This is a genomic window from Herbaspirillum sp. CF444 (genome assembly GCF_000282135.1).
GTDB lineage: Bacteria > Pseudomonadota > Gammaproteobacteria > Burkholderiales > Burkholderiaceae_D > Herbaspirillum.
Map to the genome: position 1 here is coordinate 69754 of NZ_AKJW01000022.1, position 25801 is coordinate 95554.

A 25801-nucleotide genomic window follows, 5' to 3' on the forward strand; every position below is an offset into this window, starting at 1 on the left:
ATTAATATTCTCCCTGGATGAATGAGTCAGTTCTTGAAGCTGCTTGTCGAGCAAATGCGAATATCTTCCTGCAATGAAAAACAGCGCCGCCGTTCCTTTCAACGCATGAACAAGCCGCCATTGATATCGAGGCAGGCGCCGGTGGCCGAACCGGCGTCCGGCGATGCCAGCAGCAGCACCGCATCCGCGATGAAATCGGCGTTGCCCAGCGAACGCGTGGGAATGGTCTGGGTGATGGCTTGCAGCTTTTCGGCCGGCACCGATTCGTGCACGATGGGCAGGTCCAGCGGTCCCGGTGAAATCGCATTGACCGTCACGCCGTTGGCGGCCAGCTCGCGCGCAAACACTTTGGTCAGCGTCAGCACGCCGCCCTTGGCTGCCGCATAGTGCGCGCCGGTGGCGGTGCCGCCGGTCTGGCCCGCAAGCGAGGCGATGTTGACGATGCGTCCATAACCGCGTTCGGCAAAACGTTTTCCGAATACCTGGCAGGCAAGAAACGTGCCCTTGAGATTGATGGCGACCACGTCGTCGAATTCTTCCGGCGAAATGTCCATCAATGCCGCTACGCGCGATTGACCGGCATTGTTGACGAGCACCGTAGCACCGCCCCAGCGCAATTCCAACACGTCGCAAGCGGCGATGAAGTCTTGCTTGCGGCGTACATCGAGCGCCAGCGCCAGCGCGGTGTCGCCGCTGGCGTCGAGGCTGGCGGCGACGGTGGTCGCGTGTTCGAGGTCGATGTCGGCGAGCGCGACCTTGTAGCCGGCTGCATGCAGCTTGCGCGCGATCTTTTCGCCGAGGCCGCGCGCCGCGCCGCTGACCAGTGCAATCTTTTGGTTCATCTCAGCTGCCCTGGATGATCAGGGCGCGGCCGATGCGTGCTTCGATGCGCCCGTATTTCCACAGGCGCTCTTCGCCGATCATGGTGGTGCGGAACAAGTTGCAGCCGGCCACGACGGTGTCTAGATCGACCACGTCGGCCATGATGTAGAAAGTCCACGGCCAGGATTCGGATGCGCCGACCATGGTGCGGTCGTCATCCATGGTGCCGATGACCTTGACGCCCGGCATTTCATTCAATGCCGTCATCATTTCGCCATAGGCTTTCCAGACGGCGCCGGTCTGGCTGGCCGGCAAGTCAAAAAAGTTTTGCGTCACGCCGACGCAAAAGAGGACGCGCAAGGGATCTTTATCGACGATTTGTGTCATGTTCTTCTCCAGAAAATTGCAATGCGATTACAGGAAACCCGGCATCGGCGGCACGCCCAGCGCCACTGCGCCGGCACCGTCGTAGATGCCTTCGCCGAGGAAGGCGTGTTGCTTGACCACGGCGGCATCGCGCAGATAGCGCTGCAACGGGTGGTGCAGATAAATGGCGGTGGTGCCGGCCAGGCTGAACATGCCTTGCACGATTTCATTGCCCACGCGCGCCACTTCCACGGCGGTCAGGCGCAGCAGGCTGACTTGTTCCGGCGTGACCGGATTGCCGGCCAGGATCGATTGCCAGACGTCGTCGGTGGTGTCGTACAAAAAGGCCCGCGCGGAACGCAATTGCGCCTCGGCCTTGGCCACCTCGATGCGGACATAGGAACGATCCGCCAGTTTCGGCGCGCCGGTGATGGCGACGCGGCCGCCGGCCATGTTGGCGATCTCGTCGATGGCGGCGCGGGCGATGCCGAGGTTGACCACGCCGAGCACTTGCGCGGCATAGGCGATGGTCGGATAGCGATACAGCGGCTCGTCGATGGTCGGTGCGCCGCCACGGATGAACGTCCACTCGTCGGCGACGAATTGCTGCGTCACGCGCAAGTCATGGCTGCCGGTGCCGGACAGACCCATGACATCCCAGTTCTCGACGATCTCGACCTGGCTCGGCGGCAGCACCGCGGTACGCGGTTTGGAACCGGCCTGGCCTGGCACCGTCGCACCGATGCCGACGCCGAGCATGTCGGCGCCCTTGCAGCCGCTGGCGAATTTCCAGGTGCCGTTGACGGTCCAGCCGCCGTCGACTTGCACGGCGGGCTGGATCGGGAACAGGCCGCCGGCGAAGACCAGGTCGGGCGACTCGGCATACAGCTTGGCTTGCGTGGATTTCGGCAACGCCGCCAGGTACACCGATGCCGAACCGAAGCTGGCGACCCAGCCGACCGAGCCGTCGGCTTCGGAGATTTTTTCTATCAGTTGCAGAAAGGCCGCGGGCGCCAGGCCGGATCCGCCGAAGCAGGCCGGCGTCGCGGCGCGATAGACGCCCAGTTTCTTGAGCCGGGCGATGAATTCTTTCGGCACATGACGCAGGCGACCGAACTCGTCGCGGCGCTCGCGGATTTCACTGAACAGTTGCGTCATGCCATTTTCCTTTGCGCCTTCCTCTTTCTGCACAGCGGCCGCAGATGCTTCCATGGTTTCTGATCGGGACATTCGATTCTCCAGAGTGTGTTGCATGTGGCCGCAAACAAAGCCGGCCAACCTGGAATCGAGTGTAGGCATCGCGCTTGCCCGGTTCAATCGGGACGATTGGGGGATTTTTAGGTAGTTACAGTCAGGCCGCTAAAGAAATCCCCTAGGCAGAATGGCAACATCGGACAACATCGCCAGCTGCTCCCGGGAACGGCGCCGGCGCGGACTATAATCAATTTGCCTTGTTCAATCCGACTGCCGCCATGCCCATCGACACACCCAGCCCCGCGGACCGCGCCGACGGCGCCCGTGAAATGCACGCCGCCTTCGAACTCGAAGATTTCAAACGCATGATGGATGCGTTGACGATGTGCATCATCCTGCATGACGCCGAATCCAAATCGATACTGTGGGCCAATCCCTCGGCTTGTTCGGTGCTCGGCTTCACGCTGGAAGAACTGCTGCCGCTGAAGGCGCCCGACATGAGCCGGCACTCGCACGAGTATCGCCGCGAGATCGGACGGCAATGGCTGCACGGCGCGGTGCTGCATGGGAGCAATGTGATTGAATGGTGCTATCGCGCCAAGAACGGCGAAGAGATACTCTCGGAAGCGACCGCGACGCTGGTCAAGCTGGCGCATCAGGACGTCATCATGGTGCAGTTCCGCGACATCGCGCGCGAAGAACAGATCAAGCGCGAGATGAAGCGCCTGGAAAGCCGCCTCAAGGAATTCATGCAAGACTCCGACGAAGGCGTGGCGGTGCTGCGCGGCGACGGCGGCATCGAATACGTCAGCGACGCCGGGCGCAAGTTGCTGGGCGTGCGCCCGGGCCAGCAGACGCCCGCCAGCTTCAGCGACCTGTGCGAACCGGCGTCGCGCGACGAATTGCTGGAACTGCTGACGCTGGCGTTGCCGGACGCCATCTCGTTCCCGATCCGTTACCAGATCGTCCTCAAGAACGGCCAGCGACGCTGGCATCAGGCGTCCTGCCGTTATATCGAAATCGAAAACGACCTCAAGGGACACTTGCTGCATTTCCGCGACGTCACCGATCAGGTCGAAGCGGAAGATGCGCGACGGCGCAACCAGGCGGCGCTGGAATACCTCGCGCGTCACAACGCCATGGGCGAAATGGCGACCGCCATCGCGCATGAACTGAGCCAGCCGCTGGCGGCGATCCGCAATTTCCTCGAAGGTGCGATGCTGCGGCTGAACAGCGAGGACATCGAGCGGGAAAGCGTTTTATGGGGACTCGGCAACGCCGGCCGCCAGGTCGACCACGCCGCCGCCATCATCAAGAGCGTGCGCGAGTACGTGGTCAAGCTGGAACAGACCGAAACCCTGGTCAACCTCAATGAAACCCTCAATGAGGTGCGTTACTTCATCGAACTGAAAGCCGCGGAAAGCCAGGTCAGGCTGGAGCTGGCGCCGTCCGCCGACAAACTCATGGTGAGCTGCGAAAAGGTGCTGATCGGCCAGGTGATCCTGAACCTGGCGTTCAATGCAATTGAAGAAATGAGCCGCTTCCCGGTGGCGTTGCGCAGCATCCGCATCAGCAGCGAACAAGCCGGCAATACGGCGCTGGTTCGCGTGACCGATCATGGCGGCGGACTGGAGGCGGGGCATCGCGAGCGCCTGTTCGACGGTTTCTTCTCGTCGAAGGTGAGCGGCAATGGTATCGGCCTGGCGCTCTGCAAAAATATCATCGCGCGGCATCGCGGCGATATCTGGGCGCAACCTGCGGAGCCGCGCGGCACCAGTTTTTGCTTCGCGTTGCCGTTGGTGAAAAACGACAATTAGAAAATAATTTTCAGTGATACGCCATGTATCACGCATGCGCTGCTGACGCGCCGTTATGGTGACGCATCGCACTTGCATGGTGCCGATCGCGTTTTATTTTCGTGATACAGCGCCGGCGGTGATCGCTGAACGCACCGATGTCGGCAATCGCTCCGGAAAAGAAAAGCTTTTTAAAATAGCGCGCTTTCCCTTCGTCTGAAAATCAGTCGTGCTTATGTTTTTGATCGATTGCATGAATTTGATCAATCGCCATTCCACTCCTTACCATCTGCCCTGCATGAGGTTGTCGTGCACTGCGGACGGGCTTGTCTCCAGTGTCCACTGCGTGGCGCACACGGCTTGTGTATGCAGCATCAACACACAACACACACAGGGAGTTAGCTCAGATGAAAAAGAAACTGCTAGCCGCCGCGATGCTCGCGGCCGGCTCGGGGATGGTACATGCGGCCGATACGGTCACGATTTACGGCTTGGTCGACCTCGGCCTGACCTACTACTCCAGCGCGCCGAAAACCGGCGGCGGCGGCGCGTCGCTGCTGCGCATGGACAGCGGCATTGCCCAGGGCAGCCGCATCGGCTTCAAGGGCACGGAAGATCTGGGCGGCGGCATGTCGGCCTTCTTCACGTTGGAAACCGGCTTCAACGCCGATGACGGCAGCCTCGGCCAGGGCGGTGCGATTTTCGGTCGCCAATCCTTCGTCGGCCTGAGCGACAAAACACTCGGCAGCATCGCCCTCGGTCGCCAATACGACTTCATGGCCAACATCGGCGCCCAGTACGCCATGGGCGCCTTGTCGCCGGCCGGTTCGCTGGCCTGGGGCCTGCATTCCGATGCCGCCCATGCCAACGCGCTGAACAACCATATCTATGGCGGCGACCGCACCAACAACTCGGTGAAATACAGCAGCGCCAACATGGGCGGCTTTACCGTCGGCGCCATGTACGGTTTCGGCGAAGTGGCCGGCAGCACGGTCGCCAGCCGCACCGTCAGCGCCTATACCGGCTATGACAACGGCCCGTTCAGCGCAGGCCTGGCCTACACCGACATCAAGAACGCCGCCGGCACCGACTCGACCCGCATGTACGGCCTGGGCGCCACCTATCAGCTCGGTGCATGGAAGCCTTTCGGCGTGATGACGCAAGTCAAGAACACCGCCAACAGCGCCAAGGCCACCACCTATGAACTGGGCAGCGTGTATGCATTGACCGCGCTGTGGGACCTGAGCGCCGCGTATCAATTCCAGAGCCGCAACCAGGGCGTGGGCAATGCGCAGGCCTTCATCGCCATGGCCGACTACAAGATTTCCAAACGTACCGATCTCTACGTCGGCGCCGTGTATGACCGCGACAAGGGTTACAACGCGTTTCCCGTATTCGGCGGCGGCATTCAGTCGGCTACCGGCAACCAGACGGCAGTGCGCCTGGGCATGCGTCACCGTTTCTGATCGGCCGGACTGGAAGATGGTCTGAGGCAAGCAAGGAGCAGTAAAGCCGCACCGACCGGCATTACGGTGCGGAGATGGTCCGGCGTCTGAATGACTGACATCCGACAGAGGCCGGGTTGCAGAACGCCTGAGCGATTGGCGTCCCCAGGCATGGCCCGTTGCGAGACGGGCCATCTGCAATTTGCATTCTGCAACCTCAGGAAGAGCGGCCGTATTGCTGCAGCAAGTCGACGATCAATTGACGCAACCAGCTGTTGCCGGGATCGCTGTCGAAATCCTGGTGCCAGTGCAGCGTAACGTCAACCGCCGGGATATCGACCGGCAAGCGATACAGCATGAACTGGCCGTGACCGTCGCTCTGGAACAGTTTGGCGATGCGCAACGGCAGCGTCGCCGTCAGGTCGGAGCGCGCCAGGATGCGCGGCAACACCGAGAAATGCGGAATATCGAGACCGATCTTTCTATGAATCCCCAATGTCCTGAACGAATTTTCCACCTGGTGATGGCTGCTTTCCGCCGATTGCACCAGCACATGCGACATTGCCAGGAAATCGTCGAGCGAAATCTGCTCGCCGCGCGGCAAGCCTTTGCGTTTGCGCGTCATGCAGACGTACGACTCGCGAAACAGCAATTCGTAATGCGTCAACGGCTTGAGGGCCGGCAAATTGCCGATGGCGAAATCGAGGCGGCCGGTACGCAGCGCTTCCTCGATCTGGGTCGGCGCCACCTGTTCCACATGCAGCCGCGTCGAGGGCGCGAGTTCGTTGAGCTTTTCGCATACCGGCGGCAGGAACACCATCTCGGCGACATCGGTCATCGAAGCGCGGAACACGCGCGTACTGCTGGCCGGGTCGAAACGTTCGGCATAGCGCAATGCATCCTGCACGGCCTGCAAGGCGCGGCCGATCGGCTTGGCCAGCTCGACGGCGGTCGGCGTCGGTTGCATGCCTTCCCTGGTGCGGATGAACAGCGGGTCGTCGAAGATCAGCCGCAGGCGGCCCAGCGCATAACTCACCGCCGGTTGCGACAGGTGCAGGCGGTTGCCGGCCTGCGTCAGGCTGCGTTCGTCTGCAATCGCCTGGAAAACCCGCAGCAGATTGAGATCCATGTTGTTGAACGTTGCCATTGCCCCTCCCCGGAATACCGTCGCAGCGGCAGACTAAAATCAGCCGTATTTATGATAAAAATATTTTACATGAATTTGATCTATTTCAATCCCGATTCTAAAATTGATTGCATCGATAGCAGATTTGATGTGCGAGCACCCAGTGCCAGCCCGACGGCCAGCCTGAACATGTTCACTTACTTGGATGCAGCATGACAACACCTGAACAATTCACCTCCCGGCTCGCTGCGCTTGAGCAGCGCCTGGACGCCGTCGAAGACGAACGCGCCGTACGCAACGTGCTGGCGCGCTACATGAAACTGTGCGACCAGCCTTGCCACGATCACGATCTTCCGCAACTCGGCGAGCTGTTCGCGGAAGATGCCGTATGGGAAGGCGTGGGCGCGCTCTACACCCGGACGTTCGGCAAACAGAACGGCCGCGCCGCCATCGTCGCCTTCCTCGGCAACTACCTGGCGCCGCTGTCCACGCACTTCAAGATGAATGCGCATTTCCTGACTTCCGACAGCCTCACGGTGGAGCGCGACCGCGCGCACGGGCAATGGGTGATGTTGCAGGCATCCACTTACGAAGACGAGCGCTCGGAACTGATAGGCGCGCGCCTGACCGTCGATTTCAAGAAGCAGCATCGGCAGGCTCAGGCATGGCAGATCTGCCACTTCCGCACCCAGCGCCTGTTTTGCGCACCATGGAATCCCGCCGCGATGTCCTTGTCCGGCGTCGCTATCCCAACCGACTTCATGAAAGACGCATAGGCATGTCCACCACGATCGCTCCCGGTACTGACAACGCACACAACGCGCTGGTCGCGCGCTTCCATCTCGGCGGCAGCGGCCCCACGGTCGCCATCAAGGATTGCATCGACATCCAGGGCATGCAGACGCGCGGCGGCAGCGCCGCGCTGGCCGATGCCGCGCCGGCAGCCGTCCATGCCGACGTGGTGCGCCGGCTGCTCGACGCCGGCTGGCAGATCACGGCCAAGGCCAATATGCATGAGCTGGCCTACGGCATGACCGGCATCAACGACTGGAGCGGCACCCCGCTCAACCCGCAAGATCCGGCGCGCATGCCCGGCGGTTCGTCGAGCGGCTGCGCGGCCGCAGTCGGCGCCGGCCTGGTCGACGTCGCCATCGGCAGCGACACCGGCGGCTCGATCCGTTTGCCGGCGGCCTGTTGCGGCGTGATCGGTTTCAAACCGAGCTTCGGCCGCGTCAGCCGCAGCGGCGCCTATCCTCAACACAGCACGCTTGATTGCGTCGGTCCGTTCGCACGCCGCATGGCGTTGATCATCGACGCCATGGCTGCCATCGCCCCCGGCTTCGACCGCGCCAAGGCCGCCGTCCCGCAGCGCGAAGCACGCATAGGATTGGTTCATACCGATAGCGATGCCGCCATCGTCGACGCGGTTCAACGCGCCTTCGACGCCACCGGCTGGCAAGGCGACCGCATCACGCTGGCTGACATGCAAGCAGCGTTTGAGGCCGGCATGGTGCTGATCAACAGCGAGACTTATGCCGCCTTCGGCCACCTGACCGGCCAGGGCAAACTCGGCGCCGACATCGAGAAGCGTTTGGCTGCGGCCGGCACAATTACCGCCGCCGCTATCGCCGACGCCGAAGCAGTGCGCGCGCGCTTCATCGCCCATGTCGACGCCGCCTTGCAGGAGGCCGATGCCTTGTTGTTGCCGAGCCTGCCGCAACTACCGCCGACGCTGCAAGACATCCGCAACGGCGTCCCGGTGCTCGGACTGAGCACGCTGGTGCGGCCGTTCAACCTGAGCGGCCATCCGGCGCTGAGCATCCCGGTGCCGCTGCCCGGTACGCCGCTGCTGACCAGCGTGCAACTGGTGGGCCACAAAGGCGACGACGAAAAACTCTGCGCGCTGGGCCTGCATCTGGAACAAGCGATGCGCCAGGCACCCGCCAACTGATCCCACGAACTAAAGCCACCCTTTGGAGAATGCAATGAATGCACCCCTACGCTTCCATCCGAGAACGTCGGACACGTCTTACGCTGAGCTGGTCCAGGGCGCCGTCGTCGATCCTTCGCTCTATACCGACCCGCAGATTTTCGAAGTCGAGATGGACAAGATTTTTTACAAGACCTGGGTCTGGGTCGCGCATGAAAGCGAATTGCGCAATCCCGGCGATTTCAAGACGGCGCAGATCGGCCGCCAGCCGGTGATCGTGGTGCGCGATCGCGGCGGCAAGGTCAACGTGCTGGAAAACCGCTGCCGCCATCGCGGCGCCACCGTGTGCGAAAAGCACAAGGGCAATGCCACCGGTTTTACCTGCCCTTACCACAGCTGGTCTTACGGCCTCGACGGCAAGCTGCGCGGCCTGCCTTATCCGGAGGGCTATGAAGATGTGATCGAGAAGGCCGACCTGCCGCTGCAAAGCCTGCGCGTGGGCATCTACGGCGGCATGATTTTCGCCAGCTTCAATGCGGACATCGAACCGTTGGAGGATTTCCTCGGCAACGCCCGCCACTGGATCGACCTGTTCATGAAACAGGGCGCCGGCTTCCCGATCAAGACCCAGGGCGAGCACAAGTTCTCGTTCAAGGGCAACTGGAAGATCCAGCTCGAAAACACTACCGACGGTTATCACTTCCCGGTGGTGCACAAGACCTTCCTGCAATCGGTGGATGCGGAAACTTCGGAGATGCTGTCCTTCATGACCGACGACCAGTCGATCACGCGCTCGCTGGGCAACGGCCACAGCGTGATGGTGATGGTGCCGGAGCACGTCGACCTCGACGTCGACGACGGCAGCGAACAATTGCAGGAGCGTTTCAGCCACATCGTCGCCGAGCTGTCCAAGGACATGCCGCCGGACCAGGTGCGCCGCATCGTGCGCTCGCTGCACGGCGCCGGCTTCAACCTGAATCTGTTCCCCAATGTGGCGATGTCGATGTCGTTCTTCCGCGTGTTGCATCCGGTCTCCGTCGCCGAGACGCAGATTCGCCACATCGCGCTGGGCATGGACGGCGGCCCCGAGATCGCCAACCGCGAGCGCATGCGCATCCACGAACACTTCCAGGGGCCGTTCGGTTTCGGCAGCCCGGACGATGCCGAGGCCTGGGAACGCGTGCAGAGCGGCGCCTATGCCGGTCGCGACGTGCCGATCCTGGTCAACCGCGGCCTCAACCGCGAATGGCAAGACGACAACGGCGACAAGGTGTCGCACTCGACCGATGAAACCGGGATGCGCGAAGCGTATGCCATGTGGAAAAAGATGATGGAGCAATGAGATGAACAACACCGACAGCCTGCAAGGCTTTTCCGAACCGCTGGCCAAGGCGATCGCTTTCATCTGGCAAGAAGCCGAACTGCTCGACAGGAAGGATTACGCCAACTGGTCCGCGCTGTGGAGCGAAGACGGCCATTATGTGGTGCCTATCGATCCCGATGCGACCGATTTCGCCGCACAACTGAACTATGCCTACGACGACGCCCGCATGCGCAAGCTGCGCATCGAGCGCCTGACCTCCGGTTTCGCGATGTCGGCCGCCGACGCCTCGGCCACGGTACGCACGGTGTCGCGCTTCGTGCCGGTGCATCTGAGCGCCGGCCTGGTGGAAGTCAACTCGGCGCAAATCCTGGTCGGCTACAAGCGCCAGGCGCACACCATGTTCGTTGCCAACCTGACCCATCGCATCCGCTTCGGCGCGGAAGGTCCCAGGCTGGAGCAAAAAGTGGTGCGCCTGATCAACTCGACGGATGCGCTGAACGCGCTCGGCTTCCTGCTGTAAGCAATGCCGTCATCCTCCATCATGCCAACCCGTAACGCCTGATCGCATCATGAAACTCATCGTAGACCACATCACCGACGAAACCGGCGACATTCGTTCTTTCCGCCTGGTCAGTCCGGACGGCGCCGCCCTGCCGCCGTACGAACCGGGCGCACACGTCGACGTCACCGGCCCCACCGGCGTCATGCGCCAGTATTCGCTGTGCGGCCCGCTCGACGATGTGCATGCCTACACCATCGCCGTGAAGAAGGAAGTTGCTTCGCGCGGCGGCTCGGCGGCTTTGCATGATGCGGTCGGGGTCGGCAGCGCACTGGAAGTCGGCGCACCGCGCAATCTGTTCGCATTGCATGGCGAAGCATCCGGACACCTGCTGTTCGGCGCCGGCATCGGCGTCACGCCATTGCTCAGCATGGCCTATCGGCTGACCGCGCAAGGCCAGCAATTCACGCTGCACTATTTCGCGCGTGCACGCGAATACGCCGCCTTCGCCGACTTGCTGGATGCGCCGCCGTTTGCCGGCAACGTGCGCTTTCATTACGGCGTGCAAGGCCAGGAGATGGCGCACTATCTGCAAGCCTGCCTGGACGCGGCGGATCCGCAAGCACACGTGTACACCTGCGGCCCGGCGCCGTTCATGGATGCCGTCGTGGCCTGCGCTGCGCTGAGTCGTCCCGAGGAGGCGATCCACCTGGAACACTTCCAGGCGGCAACGCCGGCAACAGCGAGTACAGGCGGCGACGGCGCGTTTGAAGTCAAGCTCGCCAGCTCGGGCCAGGTGCTGCAGATCCCGGTCGGCATTCCGATTGTCGACGTGCTGTCCAAGGCCGGCATTTGCATCGATACCTCTTGCCGCGAAGGCATCTGCGGCACCTGCGTGGTGCCCTTGCTGGAGGGTGAGCCGGACCATCGCGACAATTGCCTGTCGAAGAAGGAAAAAGCCGCCAACGACCAGATCTGCACCTGCGTGTCGCGCGCCAGGTCGGGCATGCTGGTGCTGGATTTGTAAAGAAAAATGAGACGAAAAAAAGCCGGCATGTCGCCGGCTTGTTCAATACGATCATCAACTGCATGAGATGCTTCAGATCGCCATGCGCTTGACCTTGTGGAACAGGCGGTTGAAATAAATCAGGCTGTCTTTTTCTTCGCTGACATGGATATCGCTGAGCTCGACGAACATGACGGAATGCGACCCGACTTCCTTGAACTCCTTGATGCGTCCCTGCAGTTTCACCAGGGCGGCGCTGAGCACCGGTTGCCGCAACGGGCCTTCTTCCCAGATATCCCAAGAGAAACGCTCTTCCATCGCCACCTTGGTTGCGCCGGAGAAATGCATGGCGAGCTGCTCCTGTTCGTCGCTGAGCACGTTGACGCAGAGGTGGGCGTTTTCCTTGAAGATGTCATGCATGGCGCTGCCGCGATTGATGCACACCAGGATGGTCGGCGGCGAATCGGTGACCGAGCAGACCGCGCTGGCGGTAATGCCGCAACGGCCCGCGCTGCCATTGGTGGTGATGACGCTGACCGCTGCCGGCAGATGCGCCATGGCGTTGCGAAAAGCCAGTTGCTCCTGGCTCAGGGTATTGCCTTTGGTAGTGCTGTTCACGCCTGTCGCGCTCATGCCTTGCTCCCTTGTAGTGCCCGCCGGACGGTTTCGGTGCAAGCGGCAACGCATTGCTCCATGGCGGTTAACGAGTCACCAGATTAAGGCATGTACAGGCGGCAAACAATTCGTCCGAACACCACACTTGAGAGGGAATCCAGTTAAGCATCTAGGTAGTTATACCTAGGCAAAAAAACATCATTGCGCAGGAATGAGCGTAAAGCGACGAGCTGGCCAAGATAGTGATTCCTTGTTTCCTGCCGTGGCGATACACTCTTGAAACGACACACAACAACACACACTACCGGTGAAATCCGCGCCTGTTCAGGCCTGATTTTTGCTTGATGTAGGGAGACATTTCTTTTTCGGCATTGGGCGCATTCGCCGCTCCGGCGCCGTTTTTCTGAGGGTATGAAGATGGACACCAACACCCCCGTGGTCTACATCGTCGACGATGACGACGCCGTACGCACGTCGCTGGCCTGGCTGCTGAGCTCGGTCAATATCCGTACGGAATGTTTCGATGGCCCCGAAGCCTTTTTGAAAGCCTACGACGCCAACAGCCAGAGCTGCCTGATCCTGGATGTGCGCATGCCGGAAATCAGCGGCTTCCAGTTGCAGGAAAGACTCAAGGAAATCGGCGCCGATATTCCGGTGATCTTTGTGTCGGGCCATGGCGACATTCCGATGTCGGTGCGGGCGCTGCGCAACGGCGCGGTCGACTTCCTCGAAAAGCCGTACAACTCGCAGCAGATGCTCGAGCGCATCCAGGTGACGCTGAAAAGCGTCGCCGGCAATCGCCAGGCACGCGATCGCCGCCAGCATTTGCAAGGCAAGCTGAAAACGCTGACAACGCGCGAACGCGAGATCCTGGAAAAGGTGATCCTCGGCGCCTCCAGCAAGATCATCGCGCGCGATCTCAACATCAGCGTCAAGACGGTCGACGTGCATCGCGCCAGCATCAAGGACAAGCTCGGCTGCCAGAGCACCGCCTCGCTGGTGCGCGACGTGCTGCTCGATCTGGGACAGGATTTTTTGAAAGCCGCCTGAACTGCGCGCGCAGATTCGGTATCTCAAGACTTCAGCGTATCCGCACTGAGGAAACCATCCACGCCAACGCTGCTTCGAAAAGAGCGTAGCAGCGCTTACTTGCGCTTCGCCACCACGGTCTTTTTCACGGGCGTCCCGGCTTTGGCAGGCGCTGCCTGCGGCATCGCAGTCGTCGCTTTGAGGAACAACGACAGCACCGCTTCCGCGGTCTTGTCGTCGATGCGTTCCGGGTCGCAGCGATGGGCAAAACAGACGCCTTCGCACAAGGCCATCAGACCGATGGCGATCTGGTGCGCCGGTGCAATCGAAGGCACACCCCTCAGCCGTGCAAAGGCTTCGACGAACTCGGCGATCTGCTCGTGGCGCTCACGCAGAAAGATACTCAGCGTGGCGCGGAATTTTTCGTCGCGCATGGCGACGATCTTGGCTTCCATCCATAACTGGCTGCACATGTCGTCGCGGTACAACGTGCTGTAATAACCCACGATTTTTTCCTGCAACTCGACCGGATCGATCACCGGCGCCTGGAACATGCGGTGAAACTCGAGATCGATCTCCGCGCTTTCGCGGCGCAGCAACTCAAAAAACAACTCGATCTTGTCGCTGAAGTTGGAATAGAACGCTCCCCGCGTATAACCGGCGGCGGCGGCGATGTCTTCCACGCTGGCCAGCGTGAATCCCTTTTGAATAAACATGGCATGCGACGCCTCCAGCAAGCGCTGGCGCGTCTGTTCGCGGCTTTGCTCGCGGCTCAGACGCTGACGGCTTGCTAATGGTAATGGGCCTGCTGACGAGCTTGCGGCTTGGGCAACTGGTTTGGCGTTGGCTGGGGTCGTGGCTTTGCTCATGGCGTAATTTTAGCATCGATGAATTCAAATACAACATTGCATTTGAATTCATTAGTGTATTAGAATGCCAAAAAATTCCCCCACATGCGCTTAGCAAGCGAAACAAGTTGCAGGGTTCGGAACGGTCGACGATCCGGACATCACATTTCCAGAAAGGAATGCCGTGAAGTTTGCCCATCATCGCCGTACCTCTCCTCCCTCCGCCGAGCTTGACCGGAGCGTTTCCCGTCGTCATTCGCCGGTTATGTTGCCGCTGGTGCTGGCCGTCACGCTGGCGCTGGCCGCCTGTCAGAAGCCGGCGCCGGTCGCCGACGCGCCGCGCGAGGTCGTGGTCCTGCCGGCGCAAGCCGACGGCGGCGCGCAGTTGCTGACCTTGCCCGGCGAAGTGCAGTCGCGCTTCTCGACGCCGATGTCATTCCGCATTGCCGGACAAGTCATCGAGCGCCGCGTGCATCTCGGCGACACCGTGCGCAAGGGCGACGTCGTGGCGCGCCTGGATCCGGCCGACGCCGAACACAATGCCGCCAGCGCGGAAGCCGACCTGGCTTCCGCGCGCGAACATTTCGACGCCGCCGAAAAGCAGTTGCAACGCGACACGCTGCAAGCGCGCGACAAACTGATCAGCGCGCTGCAACTTGAGCAGACCCAGGATGCCTACGCCGCCGCCAAGGCGCAACTCCAAAGCGCCACCGCGCGCGCCGCCGTGGCCGGCAACCAGCGCAACTACACGCGCCTGATCGCCGAACACGACGGCGTCATCAGCGCCGAGCAAGCCAATACCGGCGAAGTGCTGGCCGCAGGACAGCCGGTGTTTTCGCTGGCATGGTCGGGCGCCACCGATGTGACGACGGAAGTATCGGAAAGCCAGGTCGCGAAGATCCGCGTCGGCGCGCCGGCCATCGTCAGACTGACCGCGCTGCCGGACGTCAAACTCAACGGCCGCGTGCGTGAAGTCAGCCCGGCTGCCGATCCGCAGAGCCGCACCTATCGCGTCAAGGTCACGCTGGAATCCAAGGACGCGCAAGATCCGGCGCTGCGCCTGGGCATGAGCGGCGAAGTGGCGATCAATACGACGCAAAAAGACGCCGCCGCCAACGCCGCCACCGTCATCCCCGCCACCGCGCTGTTCCACCAGGGCAATCGCCCGGCGGTGTGGATCGTGCGTCCCGCCGACGCCAAGCTGGAATTGCGTGCGGTCACGGTGAGCGCCTACGGCGAACGCAGCGTGACGCTCAGCGAAGGCGTCGCCAGCGGTGAAAAAATCGTGGTCCAGGGCGTGCATACGCTGACCGCCGGCGAGAAAGTCAAACCGATCGCGCCTTTGCATGCCGAGGACTTTGCACTATGAGCGCACCCGGCCGTTTCAACCTGTCCTCATGGACCTTGCAGCACCAGGCGCTGGTCACCTTCATCCTGGCGCTGGTGACCTTGCTCGGCATCGGCTCCTATTCCAGACTGTCGCAATCGGAAGATCCACCGTTCACCTTCAAGGTCATGGTGATCCAGACCGACTGGCCGGGCGCCACCGCGCGCCAGGTGCAGGAGCAGATCACCGACCGCATCGCGCGCAAATTGCAGGAGACCCCCGACGTCGACTTCCTGCGCAGCTATTCGCGCCCGGGCCAGTCGCAACTGTTCTTCACGATCAAGGACACCGCACCCGCCACCCAGGTGCCGAAGACCTGGTATCAGGTGCGCAAGAAAGTCGGCGACATCGCCGCCAATTTACCGTCCGGCGTCAAGGGTCCCTACTTCAACGATGAGTTCGGCGACGTCTATACCAACATCTATGCATTGGAAGGCGACGGCTTCTCGCCGGCGCAATTGCGCGATTACGCCGACCAGCTGCGCGGCGAATTGCTGCGCGTGCCCGGCGTGGGCAAGATCGATTATTTCGGCGACCGCAACCAGCACATCTACATCGATATCTCCAATGCGCAAATGACGCGCCTGGGCATCAACCCGCAACAACTGGGCGACCTGATCGGGGCGCAGAATGCGGTGGCCCCCGGCGGCCTCGTCACCACCGGCAATGACCGCCTGTATGTACGCCCGAGCGGGCAGTTCAACGACGTCAAGGCGATCGGCGACAAGATCATCCGCATCAACAACCGCAACTTCCGGCTCGGCGACATCGCCACCATCACGCGCGGCTACGACGATCCGCAGGAACAGCAGATGCGTTCCGATGGAAAACCTGTACTTGGCATCGGCGTCACCATGCAACCGGGCGGCGACGTCATCAAGCTCGGCAAGGCGCTTGATGAAAGCACCGAAGCATTGCGCGCGCGCCTGCCGGCCGGACTCAAGCTGACCGCCGTTTCCAGCATGCCGCACGCAGTGGAAAAATCGGTCGACGACTTCCTCGAAGCGGTGGCCGAAGCGATCGCCATCGTGCTGGTGGTGAGCCTGCTGTCGCTGGGGATCCGTACCGGCATGGTGGTGGTGATCTCGATTCCCATCGTGCTGGCCGTCACGGCGCTGTTCATGTACATGTTCGACATCGGCCTGCACAAGGTGTCGCTGGGGACCCTGGTGCTGGCGCTGGGCCTGCTGGTGGACGACGCCATCATCGCGGTCGAGATGATGGCGGTGAAACTGGAGCAAGGCTGGAACCGCCGTCGTGCCGCTGCATTCGCCTACACCAGCACCGCCTTCCCGATGCTGACCGGCACGCTGGTGACGGTATCGGGTTTTCTTCCAATTGCGCTGGCGAAATCCGGCACCGGCGAATACACGCGTTCGATCTTTGAAGTCTCGGCGATTGCGCTGCTGCTGTCGTGGCTGGCCGCGGTGGTGCTGATTCCGCTGCTGGGCTATCACATGCTCAAGGAAAAACCGCAGCCCGAAGGCGCCGGGAATGACGACGATGTCGACCATTCCCACGAAGCGCATGAAGAAGACCACGATCACGCGATCTACAAGACCCGCATCTATACGCGCCTGCGCAGCATGGTGTCGTGGTGCGTGGCCTATCGCGGCCGCGTGGTGATCCTCACGGCCTTGCTGTTCGCCGGTTCGCTCGCGGCGTTCGGCCTGGTGCCGCAGCAATTCTTCCCGAGTTCGGACCGTCCCGAACTGCTGATCGACCTGCGCCTGCCGGAACGCGCTTCGTTCGAAGCAACCCAGCGCGAAGCCTTGCGCATGGAAGCGGTGCTGAAGGGCCGTCCCGAAATCGATCACGTCATCAACTTCGTCGGCACCGGCGCGCCGCGCTTTTACCTGCCGCTGGACCAGCAACTGCCGAGCGCCAACTTCGCGCAATTCGTGGTGACCGCCAAATCGGTGGAGGATCGCGAGAAGCTGGCGAAAGCGCTGGAGCAACCGCTGCGCGAACAATTCAGCGGCCTGCGCACACGCCTGACGCGCCTGGAAAACGGCCCGCCGGTCGGTTTCCCGGTGCAGTTCCGGGTCAGCGGCGAGAAGATTCCCGAAGTGCGCGCCATCGCCGAAAAGGTCGCCGCCGAAGTCCGCAAGGAAGCACGCGCCACCAATGTCCAGTTCGACTGGGACGAGCCGGCGCAACGGTCGATCACGTTCGAGGTCGACCAGAAGCGCGTCGCCGAAATGGGCCTGAGCTCGCAACAGGTATCCAACTTCCTGGCGCTGAACCTGTCCGGCTACACCGTCACGCAATATCGTGAACGCGACAAGCTCATCAGCGTCGACCTGCGCGCCCCGCGCAGCGAACGCGTCGATCCGGCGCGCCTGGGTTCGCTGGCGATACCGACCGCTTCCGGCTCGGTGCCGCTCAGCACGCTTGGCCATATCCGCAACGAACTGGAATACGGCATCATCTGGGAACGCGATCGTCAGCCCACCATCACGGTGCTGGCCGACGTGCGCGCCGGCGTGCAAGGCATCGACGTGAGCAATGCCCTCGACGAAAAGCTGGCCGCATTGCGCAAGGAACTGCCGGTCGGCTATCGCATCGCCGTCGGCGGTCCGGTGGAAGAAAACGCCAAGGCGCAGGCCTCTATCTCGGCGCAGATGCCGCTGATGGTGATCGCCGTGCTGGTGCTGTTGATGGTGCAGTTGCAAAGCTTCGGACGCACCATGATGGTCGTGATGACGGCGCCGCTGGGCATGATCGGCGTGGTCGGCGCGCTGCTGCTGTTCCACCAGCCGTTCGGCTTCGTGGCGATGCTCGGCACGATCGCCATGCTCGGCATCATCATGCGCAACTCGGTGATCCTGGTCGATCAGATCGAACAGGACATCAGCGCCGGACGCAAGCGCTTCGACGCCATCGTCGGCGCCACGGTGCGACGCTTCCGCCCGATCACGCTGACGGCTGCGGCCGCCGTGCTGGCGCTGATCCCGCTGTTGCGCAGCAACTTCTTCGGCCCGATGGCGACCGCGCTCATGGGCGGCATCACCGTCGCCACCGTGCTGACCCTGTTCTACCTGCCGGCGCTGTATGCCTTGTGCTACAAGGTCAAGCCGGGCGAGACCGCCTATGCCGATTCCGACACTGCATCCGAAGGGAGCCGCTAATGCGCGCCGTTAATCTCACCCCTCCCCGCTATGCGATTTATCTGCTTGCGCTGACCTTGTCCGGTTGCGCACTCGGACCGAAAGGCATCGCGCCGGACATGCCGCAACCGGCGCACTACGGTGTCGACGCCACGCCCGGCGAGACCGGTCCGGTCGATGCTTCCCAAAAATTCGTGCTGGGCGAACGCCCGGTGCCGACATGGTGGGAGGCCTATCGCTCGCCGCAGTTGTCGGCCTGGGTGGAAGAAGCGCTGGCGAAGAATTATTCGCTGTCGCAGGCTTCTCATAGTCTGACCGCTGCCAAAGAGCAATTGCGCGCACAGATCAACGAATCGCTGTTTCCTACTGTCGATGCGACGCTGCAATCGAATCGACAGCGCGCACTCGGCCTGCCGAACATCGGTGCGCCGACCAATCTGTACAACGTCTTCGCCGGTGAATTGAATGTCAGCTACACCTTCGACTTGTTCGGTGTGGAACGCTACGCCAACTCGGCGCTGGCGGCGCAGGTCGATGCACAGTCCTACCAGCTCGATGCCGCCCGGCGCGCGCTGGCTGCGAATGTGGTGATTGCGGCAGTCAACGGCGCGGCGCTGCGCGCTCAGGTCGAAGCGACGGAGCGACTGGTGCAACTGGCCGATGTCGATACGGCGGAGGTGCAGCGCCGCGTGGAACTGGGTTCGGCTTCGCGCAGCGATCTGCAAAACGCACAGGCGAGCGCCGACGCATTACGCGCCGGCCTGCCCGGCTTGCGCACGCAATGGCAGGCTGCACGTCACGCGCTGGCGGTCCTGATGGGGCGCACGCCTGATGCTGCGCCGCCCGATCTGGAACTGGCGGCATTGACGCTGCCGGAACGCGTACCGGTGGCCGTGCCGTCCGACCTGCTGAAACAGCGTCCCGACATCCTCGCCGCCGACGCCGCATTGAAGGTCGCCGCTGCGCAGGAAGCACTGGCGACGGCGGAGATGTTCCCCAGCCTGTCGATCACGGGATCCTTCGGCCGCGCCGGTTTCACCTGGCCCAAGGCCACCAGCGGCGCCGGCGCCGTATGGGGCATCGGCGCCTCGCTGACGCAGCCGCTGTTCCATGGCGGCGCGCTGCAAGCCCGGCGTCGTGCCGCGCAGGACCAGTATCTGGCGTCGCAGGACAACTATCGCCAGACCGTGCTGACTGCCTTCCAGAACGTCGCCGACAGCCTGAGCGCCTTGACGCACGATGCCGATACCCTGGCGGCGGCGAGCAACGCCCGCCGGCAGAGCGAGCAGTCCTGGCGCGATGCGGAACGGCGCGCCGCCCTTGGCGCCATTGCACCGAGCTTGACGCGATCGGGAGAGAAGCAATTCCAGAATGCGCGGCTGACGGAGATTCGCGCCGTTGCTACCCGACTGGCGGATACGGCGACGCTGTTTCAGGCGATGGGGATTCCGCAGAAGGAAGAGAAGAGCGAGTAATACAGTTATCGGGGCCGCAGTTACCGGAGCCGGTTCTTGATGCAAGGACCGGCCCTGGTGCCGGCTAAGCCTGCAGGAAGCGTTCTACCAGACGCGTCCAGTAGGCGGCGCCCACGGTCACGTTGTCGTCATTGAAATCGTAGTGCGCGTTGTGCAGCATCGGCTTGCCCGCGCCGTTGCCGACGCGCAGGAAACAACCCGGACGCTGTTGCAGGAAATAAGCAAAGTCTTCGCTGCCGGCAATCGGCCCGAACGGCGCGATGATCTTGTCGGCGCCCACCAGTTCCTCCGCGATCTGCCTGGCGAACTCGGTTTCAGCGTCGGAATTGACCAGCACCGGGTAGCCGCGGATGTACTCAACTTCGGCGCTAGCGCCATAGCCTTCCACATGCGACTGCACCAGCGCGCGGATGCGCTGCTCGAGCAACTCGCGCACTTCGGTCTTGAAGGAACGCACGCTCAATTCCATCGTGGCGTGTTCCGGAATCACATTGGCTGCATGGCCGGCATGCAGCGAACCGACCGTAACCACTGCCGTCTCCATCGGATCGACATTGCGCGAAACCACCGTTTGCAACGCCATCACCAGGCTGCTGGCGGTGACCAGCGGATCCACCGACAAGTGCGGCCGTGCCGCATGGCTACCCTTGCCGATGACCTTGATCTTGACCGTATCGCAGGCCGCCATGAAGGGGCCGGAACGAAACATGAAAGTCCCGGTTTCGACACCCGGATGATTGTGCATGCCGAAGATCGCGTCGCAGGGAAAGCGTTCGAACAAGCCATCCCTGATCATCTGTTCGGCGCCGCTGTTGAAACCCGCTTCTTCCGCCGGTTGAAAGATCAGGTTGACGGTGCCGTCGAAATTGCGCGTGCGCGACAATTGCAGCGCCGCGCCGAGCAGCATCGCGGTGTGGCCGTCGTGGCCGCAGGCGTGCATCTTGCCGTGACGTTCGCTGGCGTAAGGCAGGCCGGTCATCTCGTTGATCGGCAATGCATCCATGTCGGCGCGCACGCCGACGCTGCGCGTGCCGCTGCCGGCCCGCAAGGTGGCGACCAGGCCGTTGCCGCCGATGTTGCGCGTGACGGCATAGCCCCAGCCTTCCAGGCGCGCCGCGACCAGCGCGGCGGTGTCGACTTCTTCATACGACAATTCGGGATGCTGGTGAATATGACGGCGAATGCCGACCAGTTCATCCTTGACGTCGTCCAGATCGCCGATCCGGCAAAACTCTGCTCTCATGTGTTCACTCCGAAACGGTTTTCAGGCTGCTGCTGTTTTATCTGTCCTGCGCGCCAGCACTTGCTCGCCCTGCTCCGACAAATCCCAGAACAGGCCGGCCATGACTTGCAGCGACTCGCGCGACACGCTGGCAAGTATATGCTCGTTGGGCGCATGCTGCGAGCAGGCCGGATACGAGTGCGGCACCCACAGCGTCGGCAGGCCGAGCACGTCGGAGAACACGTCGTTGGGCAGCGAGCCGCCCAGGTTGGGCAAGAGCGTCGGCTGCTTGCCGCTGGTTTCCTGCATCGACGCCAGGCCCCAGCGCACCCATTCGTCGTCCGGATTCAACCGTGTGGCGCTGAACTGGATGCCGGACAAGGTCACGTCGACATCGGTGTAGCCGTGCGCGTCGAGATGGGCGCGCATGTTGGCGATGAAGTTCTTGTCGTCGCTGCCGACCACGAAACGGATCTGGCAATGCGCCGAGGCATGACCGGGAATCGCATTGACCGGCGCGTCCGGATTGCCGGTCTTGAAGGCCAGCACTTCCAGCGTGTTCCAGCCGAACACGCGCTCGGCCGGCGTCAGGCCCGGCTCTCCCCAATCGGCGTCGACTTCCGGATCATTGGGACCGCCGCCGACTTCGACGCCGCGCAGTGCATTGCGCACGCTCTGCGGCAAGGCGTCCGGCAACAGGCTGGGCACGCGGATGCGGCCCTTGCCGTCGACCAGGCAAGCGATGGCGTTGGCCAGGCGCACGCCGGGGTTGCGCAGCAGGCCGCCCCAGTTGCCGGAGTGATGGCCGCCGTCGCGCGAGTTGACGCGCAGGTCGAAATTGCAGCCGCCGCGCGAGCCGAGGAACATGGTCGGCGTCGGCGCGTTGACGCGCGGGCCGTCGGAGGCGATGAAAAGGTCGGACTTCAGTTTTTCGGCATACTTCTCAGCAACTTCCTTGAGTCCCGGCGAGCCGGCTTCTTCGCCCATTTCGAGAATGACTTTGACGTTGTAGCCGAGCTTGCCGCCGCGCAGCTTGAGCACTTCGGTCAGCGCGGCGAAGTTGATGGTGTGCTGCGCCTTGTTGTCGGCGATGCCGCGGCCGTACCAGCGGTCGCCCTCGACGACGATTTCCCACGGCTTGAGGCCTTCGCGCCATTGCTTGTCGTAGCCGCGCACGACGTCGCCGTGGCCGTAGGTCAGCAGCGTGAAGGCGGCGTCCGCTTCCAGACGCTCGGCCAGCAGGAACGGCGTGCCGCCCGGCAGCGGGTTGTCGATCACTTCGCAGCTGAAGCCGAGGCCTTCCAGTTCCGGTTGAATTTCCTGCAGCAGGTAGTCGTACAGAATCGGCCGGCTGGCGGCCTCCTGACTTTCGGTGCGAATGGCGACGCGCTTTTGCAGCGCGTTCATGAAACGGCCGTCGTCGAAATAGGCGCTGACCTGCGCGATGGCTTGTGCTCTGCTCATGTTGCTGCTCCTCTGTTTTTATTCAATCAATCATTCTGAAAAATGGCGCGACGGCTCCTGCCGCACCAGCGTGCATTACTGTTCGTTCTCTTGCCCTTGCGCTGAGAATCGGGGCGCCGGCGTCATCCGCTCACGGCCAGCTCCGGAATACCCAGTCCCGGCTCGGGCGTCAGCGCCGACGCCAACAGCATGCGCGTGTAGGGATGCTGCGCGTCGGAGAAAATTTTCTCGCGCGTTTCCAGCTCGACGATGCTGCCCTTGTGCATGACGGCGACGCGGTCGACCAGATGCTCGACCACGCCGAGGTCGTGGCTGATGAAGAGATACGTGAGACCGAACTCGGCTTTGAGATCGAGCAGCAGATTCAGGATTTGCGCCTGCACGGAAACATCCAGCGCCGAGGTCGGTTCGTCGCAGATCAGGATGTCGGGCTGCAGGATCAGCGCGCGCGCGATCGCCACACGCTGGCGCTGGCCGCCGGAGAGCTGATTCGGATACTGACCGTAGGTACGCTCCGGCATGCCGACCAGATCGAGGATCTTGCGCACCGATTGTTGCTGCTCGGCGGCGGTGCCGATGCGATGCAGCTTCAAGGGCAGGCCAACGATTTCAGCAACCGTCTTGCGCGGATTGAGCGAAGAATACGGATCCTGAAAGATCGGCTGGATGTGACGCGCATTGTCCTTGCGCAGCGTCGGATCGACTTCCTGCCCGTTGATCAGGACGTTGCCGGCAGTCGGTTCCAGCAAGCCCAGCAGCATCTTGGCCAGCGTGCTCTTGCCGCAGCCGGATTCGCCGACCAGGCCCAGCGTTTCGCCGCGATACAGGCGCAGCGATATGTCGTTGACGGCCTTGATTTCGCCGGGCGCCTTGAACATGCCGCGTTTGAGCGCGTACACCTTGCTTAGTGCGCACAGCTCCAGTGCTATGTCGCTGCCGGAGGAAGCCGACGGCGCTTGCGCGACGGCGCCGATGTCGATCATGTTCATGCCGCCACCTCGCTCAGTTGTATCGCGTCCGCTGCCGTGACCTTGTGGCAGCGTGCGTAGTGAATCCTGTCGCCGGCGGCGGTATTGACCATCGGCGGTTCTTGTTCACAAGTAGCGTCAGCCAGCGAACAGCGATTACGGAAGACGCAGCCGCTGACGTCGCCGACCAGGCTCGGCACCACGCCGGGAATGGCTTGCAGCTTGCTGCCCGGCAGCGTCTTGCCGCGCACGGGAATGCAGTTGAGCAAGCCGCGCGTATAAGGATGCCGGGGCGCGGCGAAGAGTTGCGCGACGTCGGTAGTTTCCACCACCTGTCCTGCATACATCACGGCGACGCGATCGGCGATGCGCGACACCACGCCGAGATCGTGCGTGATGAAGACCACGGCTGTGCCGAACTCGCGCTGCAGCTCGCGGATCATGCGCAGGATCTGCGCCTGGATGGTGACGTCCAGGGCGGTAGTCGGCTCGTCGGCGATGATCAGGTCGGGGCCGCACATCAGCGCCATGGCGATCATCACGCGCTGGCGCAGGCCGCCGGAGAGCTGGTGCGGATACTGACGCAGACGGTCTTCGGCATTGCCGATGCCGGTGCGATGCAACAGGTAGATGGCGCGCTCGCGGGCTTCGGCGCGCGTGACGCCGGGTTTTTCCAGCATGGCTTCGCAAAGCTGGTTGCCCAGCGTATAGGCCGGGTTGAGCGAAGTCATCGGCTCCTGGAAAATCATCGACATGCGCTGGCCGCGCAATTGATTCAGTTTCTTGTCCGGCAAGCCGAGCAATTCGACACCGTCGAATGCCATGCGATCGGCGGTGCAGATGGCCTTGCGCGGCAGCAGTCCCATCAGCGCCAACGAAGTCATCGACTTGCCGCAACCGGATTCGCCGACCAGGCACAGCATCTCGCCGCGCTTGACCTGGAAGTCGATGCCGCGCACGGCGTGCAGCATGCCGTTTTCGGTCGGCAGGTCGACGCGCAGATTTTTTACATCGAGTAAGACGCTCATCATCGCTCCCTTTTAGAACTCATTTCATCAATAGGTGTGAGTGCGAGCTTTCCCTGTTTGGGATGAAGTGCAAGGCGCGAATCGGGGTCAAGACTGGGCGTCTTGACCTCGATTCGTAACGCAGCAATTCGCCCAAACAGGACGCTCCCTCCGGGTTCTTCCCAGAAAGGGCGCTGGCCGCGTTGCGCTCCTTGCGTGTGCCTCGGCACACGACGCGTCGCACGCCTTGCCAGTGCCCTTTCTGGGAAGAACGCATCTCACACCTATTGATGAAATGAGTTCTAGTTGCGACCGTCGGGCGCGTTGACGTCGCGCAGACCGTCGCCGACCAGATTGATTGCCAGCACCAGGACCGCCAGCGCCACACCGGGAATCACGATGACCCAGGGTTTGAAGAACATGTAGGACTTGCCTTCCGAGACCATCAGCCCCCACGACGGCGTCGGCGGCTGCACGCCGAGTCCGAGGAAGGACAAGGTCGCTTCCAGCAGAATCGCGTGCGCCATTTCCAGCGTGATGACGACGATCAGCGCGCTCATGATGTTGGGCAAAATTTCGCGCACCAGGATGTAAGGCGTCGATGCACCGATGGCTTTGGCGGCGGCGATGAATTCGGCGTCGCGCAACTGTTGCGTCGCCGAACGCGTGACCACGGCGAAACGGTCCCACAGCAGCAAGCCGAGCAGGATGATCACGACCTTCAAGGAACCGCCGACCAGCGACGCCATCGCGAGAGCGACCAGCACCACCGGCATCGACAGTCGCGTGGTGATGATGTAGCTGATCAGGGCATCGACGCGGCCGCCGAAATAGCCGGCCAGTACGCCCAGCGTGGTGCCGATCACGCCGGAGATCAGCGCGGCGGCGCAGCCGATGATCAGCGACACGCGTGCGCCGTAGATCAGGCGGCTCAGGTAATCGCGGCCGAGCTTGTCGGTGCCGAGCACATGGTCCCAGCTGCCGAGCGCGTTCCAGATCGGCGGAATCAGGCGTTGCGAGACGTTTTGTTCAAAGGGGTCATGCTGCGCCAGCAAGGGCGCGAAAAGCGCCGCCAGCACGATCACGGCAAGGATGACTGCCCCCAGCACCAGGCCGCGATGGCCGAGCATGCGGTTGAGCTTGCGCCGCCACAGCGGTATCGGCTTTT

Annotated in this window: 23 protein-coding genes; 12 read left to right on the forward strand and 11 right to left on the reverse strand. The window is 62.4% G+C overall.

What is annotated here, in order from left to right:
- Positions 1 to 98 precede the first annotated feature (98 nt).
- From PMI16_RS06095 to PMI16_RS06105, 3 genes are read right to left on the reverse strand one after another with little or no spacing between them, the layout of a single operon-like run.
- The gene (locus PMI16_RS06095) at positions 99 to 842 is read right to left on the reverse strand and encodes an SDR family NAD(P)-dependent oxidoreductase (RefSeq protein ID WP_007877500.1); all 744 of its coding nucleotides are present in this window, start codon (positions 840 to 842) and stop codon (positions 99 to 101) included.
- 1 nt (position 843) lies between these two features.
- Positions 844 to 1209 (reverse strand): hypothetical protein, encoded by a 366-nt coding sequence (locus tag PMI16_RS06100; RefSeq protein WP_007877502.1) that lies wholly within the window; start codon positions 1207 to 1209, stop codon positions 844 to 846.
- Positions 1210 to 1236: 27 nt separating this feature from the next.
- On the reverse strand, positions 1237 to 2418 hold the full coding sequence (locus PMI16_RS06105; RefSeq protein ID WP_007877504.1) for an acyl-CoA dehydrogenase family protein: 1182 nt from the start codon (positions 2416 to 2418) through the stop codon (positions 1237 to 1239).
- 242 nt (positions 2419 to 2660) lie between these two features.
- Between PMI16_RS06105 and PMI16_RS06110 the strand changes: the two genes are divergently transcribed.
- The 3 genes from PMI16_RS06110 (at position 2661) to PMI16_RS06115 (ending at position 5644) form a co-directional block, all read left to right on the forward strand.
- Positions 2661 to 4199 (forward strand): PAS domain-containing sensor histidine kinase, encoded by a 1539-nt coding sequence (locus PMI16_RS06110; protein WP_007877505.1) that lies wholly within the window; start codon positions 2661 to 2663, stop codon positions 4197 to 4199.
- 76 nt (positions 4200 to 4275) lie between these two features.
- Positions 4276 to 4398 carry a hypothetical protein gene (locus PMI16_RS26660; RefSeq protein WP_272942469.1) on the forward strand — a complete coding sequence of 41 codons (123 nt, stop codon included), beginning with the start codon at positions 4276 to 4278 and terminating at the stop codon, positions 4396 to 4398.
- A gap of 187 nt (positions 4399 to 4585) precedes the next feature.
- Positions 4586 to 5644 carry a porin gene (locus tag PMI16_RS06115; RefSeq protein ID WP_007877507.1) on the forward strand — a complete coding sequence of 353 codons (1059 nt, stop codon included), beginning with the start codon at positions 4586 to 4588 and terminating at the stop codon, positions 5642 to 5644.
- A 196-nt stretch (positions 5645 to 5840) separates the two neighbouring features.
- Here PMI16_RS06115 and PMI16_RS06120 read toward each other — a convergent pair whose 3' ends face one another.
- Positions 5841 to 6770 carry a LysR family transcriptional regulator gene (locus tag PMI16_RS06120; protein ID WP_007877509.1) on the reverse strand — a complete coding sequence of 310 codons (930 nt, stop codon included), beginning with the start codon at positions 6768 to 6770 and terminating at the stop codon, positions 5841 to 5843.
- A 191-nt stretch (positions 6771 to 6961) separates the two neighbouring features.
- Between PMI16_RS06120 and PMI16_RS06125 the strand changes: the two genes are divergently transcribed.
- From PMI16_RS06125 to PMI16_RS06145, 5 genes are read left to right on the forward strand one after another with little or no spacing between them, the layout of a single operon-like run.
- The gene (locus PMI16_RS06125) at positions 6962 to 7525 is read left to right on the forward strand and encodes a nuclear transport factor 2 family protein (protein WP_007877511.1); all 564 of its coding nucleotides are present in this window, start codon (positions 6962 to 6964) and stop codon (positions 7523 to 7525) included.
- A 2-nt stretch (positions 7526 to 7527) separates the two neighbouring features.
- Positions 7528 to 8700 (forward strand): amidase, encoded by a 1173-nt coding sequence (locus tag PMI16_RS06130; protein ID WP_007877513.1) that lies wholly within the window; start codon positions 7528 to 7530, stop codon positions 8698 to 8700.
- 34 nt (positions 8701 to 8734) lie between these two features.
- On the forward strand, positions 8735 to 10021 hold the full coding sequence (locus tag PMI16_RS06135) for an aromatic ring-hydroxylating oxygenase subunit alpha (RefSeq protein WP_007877515.1): 1287 nt from the start codon (positions 8735 to 8737) through the stop codon (positions 10019 to 10021).
- A 1-nt stretch (position 10022) separates the two neighbouring features.
- Entirely contained in the window at positions 10023 to 10523 is a 501-nt protein-coding gene (locus PMI16_RS06140; RefSeq protein WP_007877517.1) for an aromatic-ring-hydroxylating dioxygenase subunit beta, read from the forward strand.
- Between the two features lie 49 nt (positions 10524 to 10572).
- Positions 10573 to 11529, forward strand: coding sequence for a PDR/VanB family oxidoreductase (locus tag PMI16_RS06145; protein ID WP_007877518.1), 957 nt, complete (start codon positions 10573 to 10575; stop codon positions 11527 to 11529).
- A gap of 72 nt (positions 11530 to 11601) precedes the next feature.
- Here the strand turns inward: PMI16_RS06145 and hpaC are convergent, their stop codons facing one another.
- Positions 11602 to 12141 carry a 4-hydroxyphenylacetate 3-monooxygenase, reductase component gene (gene hpaC / locus PMI16_RS06150; RefSeq protein WP_007877520.1) on the reverse strand — a complete coding sequence of 180 codons (540 nt, stop codon included), beginning with the start codon at positions 12139 to 12141 and terminating at the stop codon, positions 11602 to 11604.
- Positions 12142 to 12540: 399 nt separating this feature from the next.
- On the opposite strand from hpaC, the gene PMI16_RS06155 reads away from it, so the two are divergent.
- Positions 12541 to 13173, forward strand: coding sequence for a response regulator transcription factor (locus PMI16_RS06155; protein ID WP_007877522.1), 633 nt, complete (start codon positions 12541 to 12543; stop codon positions 13171 to 13173).
- A gap of 95 nt (positions 13174 to 13268) precedes the next feature.
- Here the strand turns inward: PMI16_RS06155 and PMI16_RS06160 are convergent, their stop codons facing one another.
- Positions 13269 to 14021, reverse strand: coding sequence for a TetR/AcrR family transcriptional regulator (locus tag PMI16_RS06160; protein WP_007877523.1), 753 nt, complete (start codon positions 14019 to 14021; stop codon positions 13269 to 13271).
- A gap of 163 nt (positions 14022 to 14184) precedes the next feature.
- Here PMI16_RS06160 and PMI16_RS06165 point away from each other — a divergent pair, with 163 nt between their 5' ends.
- From PMI16_RS06165 to PMI16_RS06175, 3 genes are read left to right on the forward strand one after another with little or no spacing between them, the layout of a single operon-like run.
- Positions 14185 to 15369: an efflux RND transporter periplasmic adaptor subunit gene (locus PMI16_RS06165; RefSeq protein ID WP_007877524.1), complete on the forward strand. Its 1185-nt coding sequence runs from the start codon at positions 14185 to 14187 to the stop codon at positions 15367 to 15369.
- Positions 15366 to 18518, forward strand: a complete 3153-nt coding sequence (locus PMI16_RS06170) for an efflux RND transporter permease subunit (protein ID WP_007877534.1) — start codon at positions 15366 to 15368, stop codon at positions 18516 to 18518. The genes PMI16_RS06165 and PMI16_RS06170 overlap by 4 nt, the downstream gene beginning before the upstream one ends.
- Positions 18518 to 19972, forward strand: coding sequence for an efflux transporter outer membrane subunit (locus PMI16_RS06175; RefSeq protein WP_007877535.1), 1455 nt, complete (start codon positions 18518 to 18520; stop codon positions 19970 to 19972). The genes PMI16_RS06170 and PMI16_RS06175 overlap by 1 nt, the downstream gene beginning before the upstream one ends.
- A gap of 64 nt (positions 19973 to 20036) precedes the next feature.
- Here PMI16_RS06175 and PMI16_RS06180 read toward each other — a convergent pair whose 3' ends face one another.
- From PMI16_RS06180 to PMI16_RS06200, 5 genes are all read right to left on the reverse strand, one after another.
- Entirely contained in the window at positions 20037 to 21215 is a 1179-nt protein-coding gene (locus PMI16_RS06180) for a M20 aminoacylase family protein (protein ID WP_007877536.1), read from the reverse strand.
- A gap of 21 nt (positions 21216 to 21236) precedes the next feature.
- A complete protein-coding gene (locus PMI16_RS06185; protein ID WP_007877537.1) occupies positions 21237 to 22658 on the reverse strand; it encodes a M20 family metallopeptidase in 1422 nt (473 codons plus the stop codon).
- A gap of 122 nt (positions 22659 to 22780) precedes the next feature.
- Complete coding sequence (locus PMI16_RS06190; RefSeq protein ID WP_007877538.1) at positions 22781 to 23647, reverse strand: ATP-binding cassette domain-containing protein; 867 nt, start codon at positions 23645 to 23647, stop codon at positions 22781 to 22783.
- The gene (locus PMI16_RS06195) at positions 23644 to 24654 is read right to left on the reverse strand and encodes an ABC transporter ATP-binding protein (protein ID WP_007877539.1); all 1011 of its coding nucleotides are present in this window, start codon (positions 24652 to 24654) and stop codon (positions 23644 to 23646) included. Before PMI16_RS06195 ends, PMI16_RS06190 begins: the two co-directional genes overlap by 4 nt.
- A 281-nt stretch (positions 24655 to 24935) precedes the next feature.
- Entirely contained in the window at positions 24936 to 25793 is an 858-nt protein-coding gene (locus tag PMI16_RS06200) for an ABC transporter permease (RefSeq protein ID WP_085942257.1), read from the reverse strand.
- Positions 25794 to 25801 lie beyond the last annotated feature (8 nt).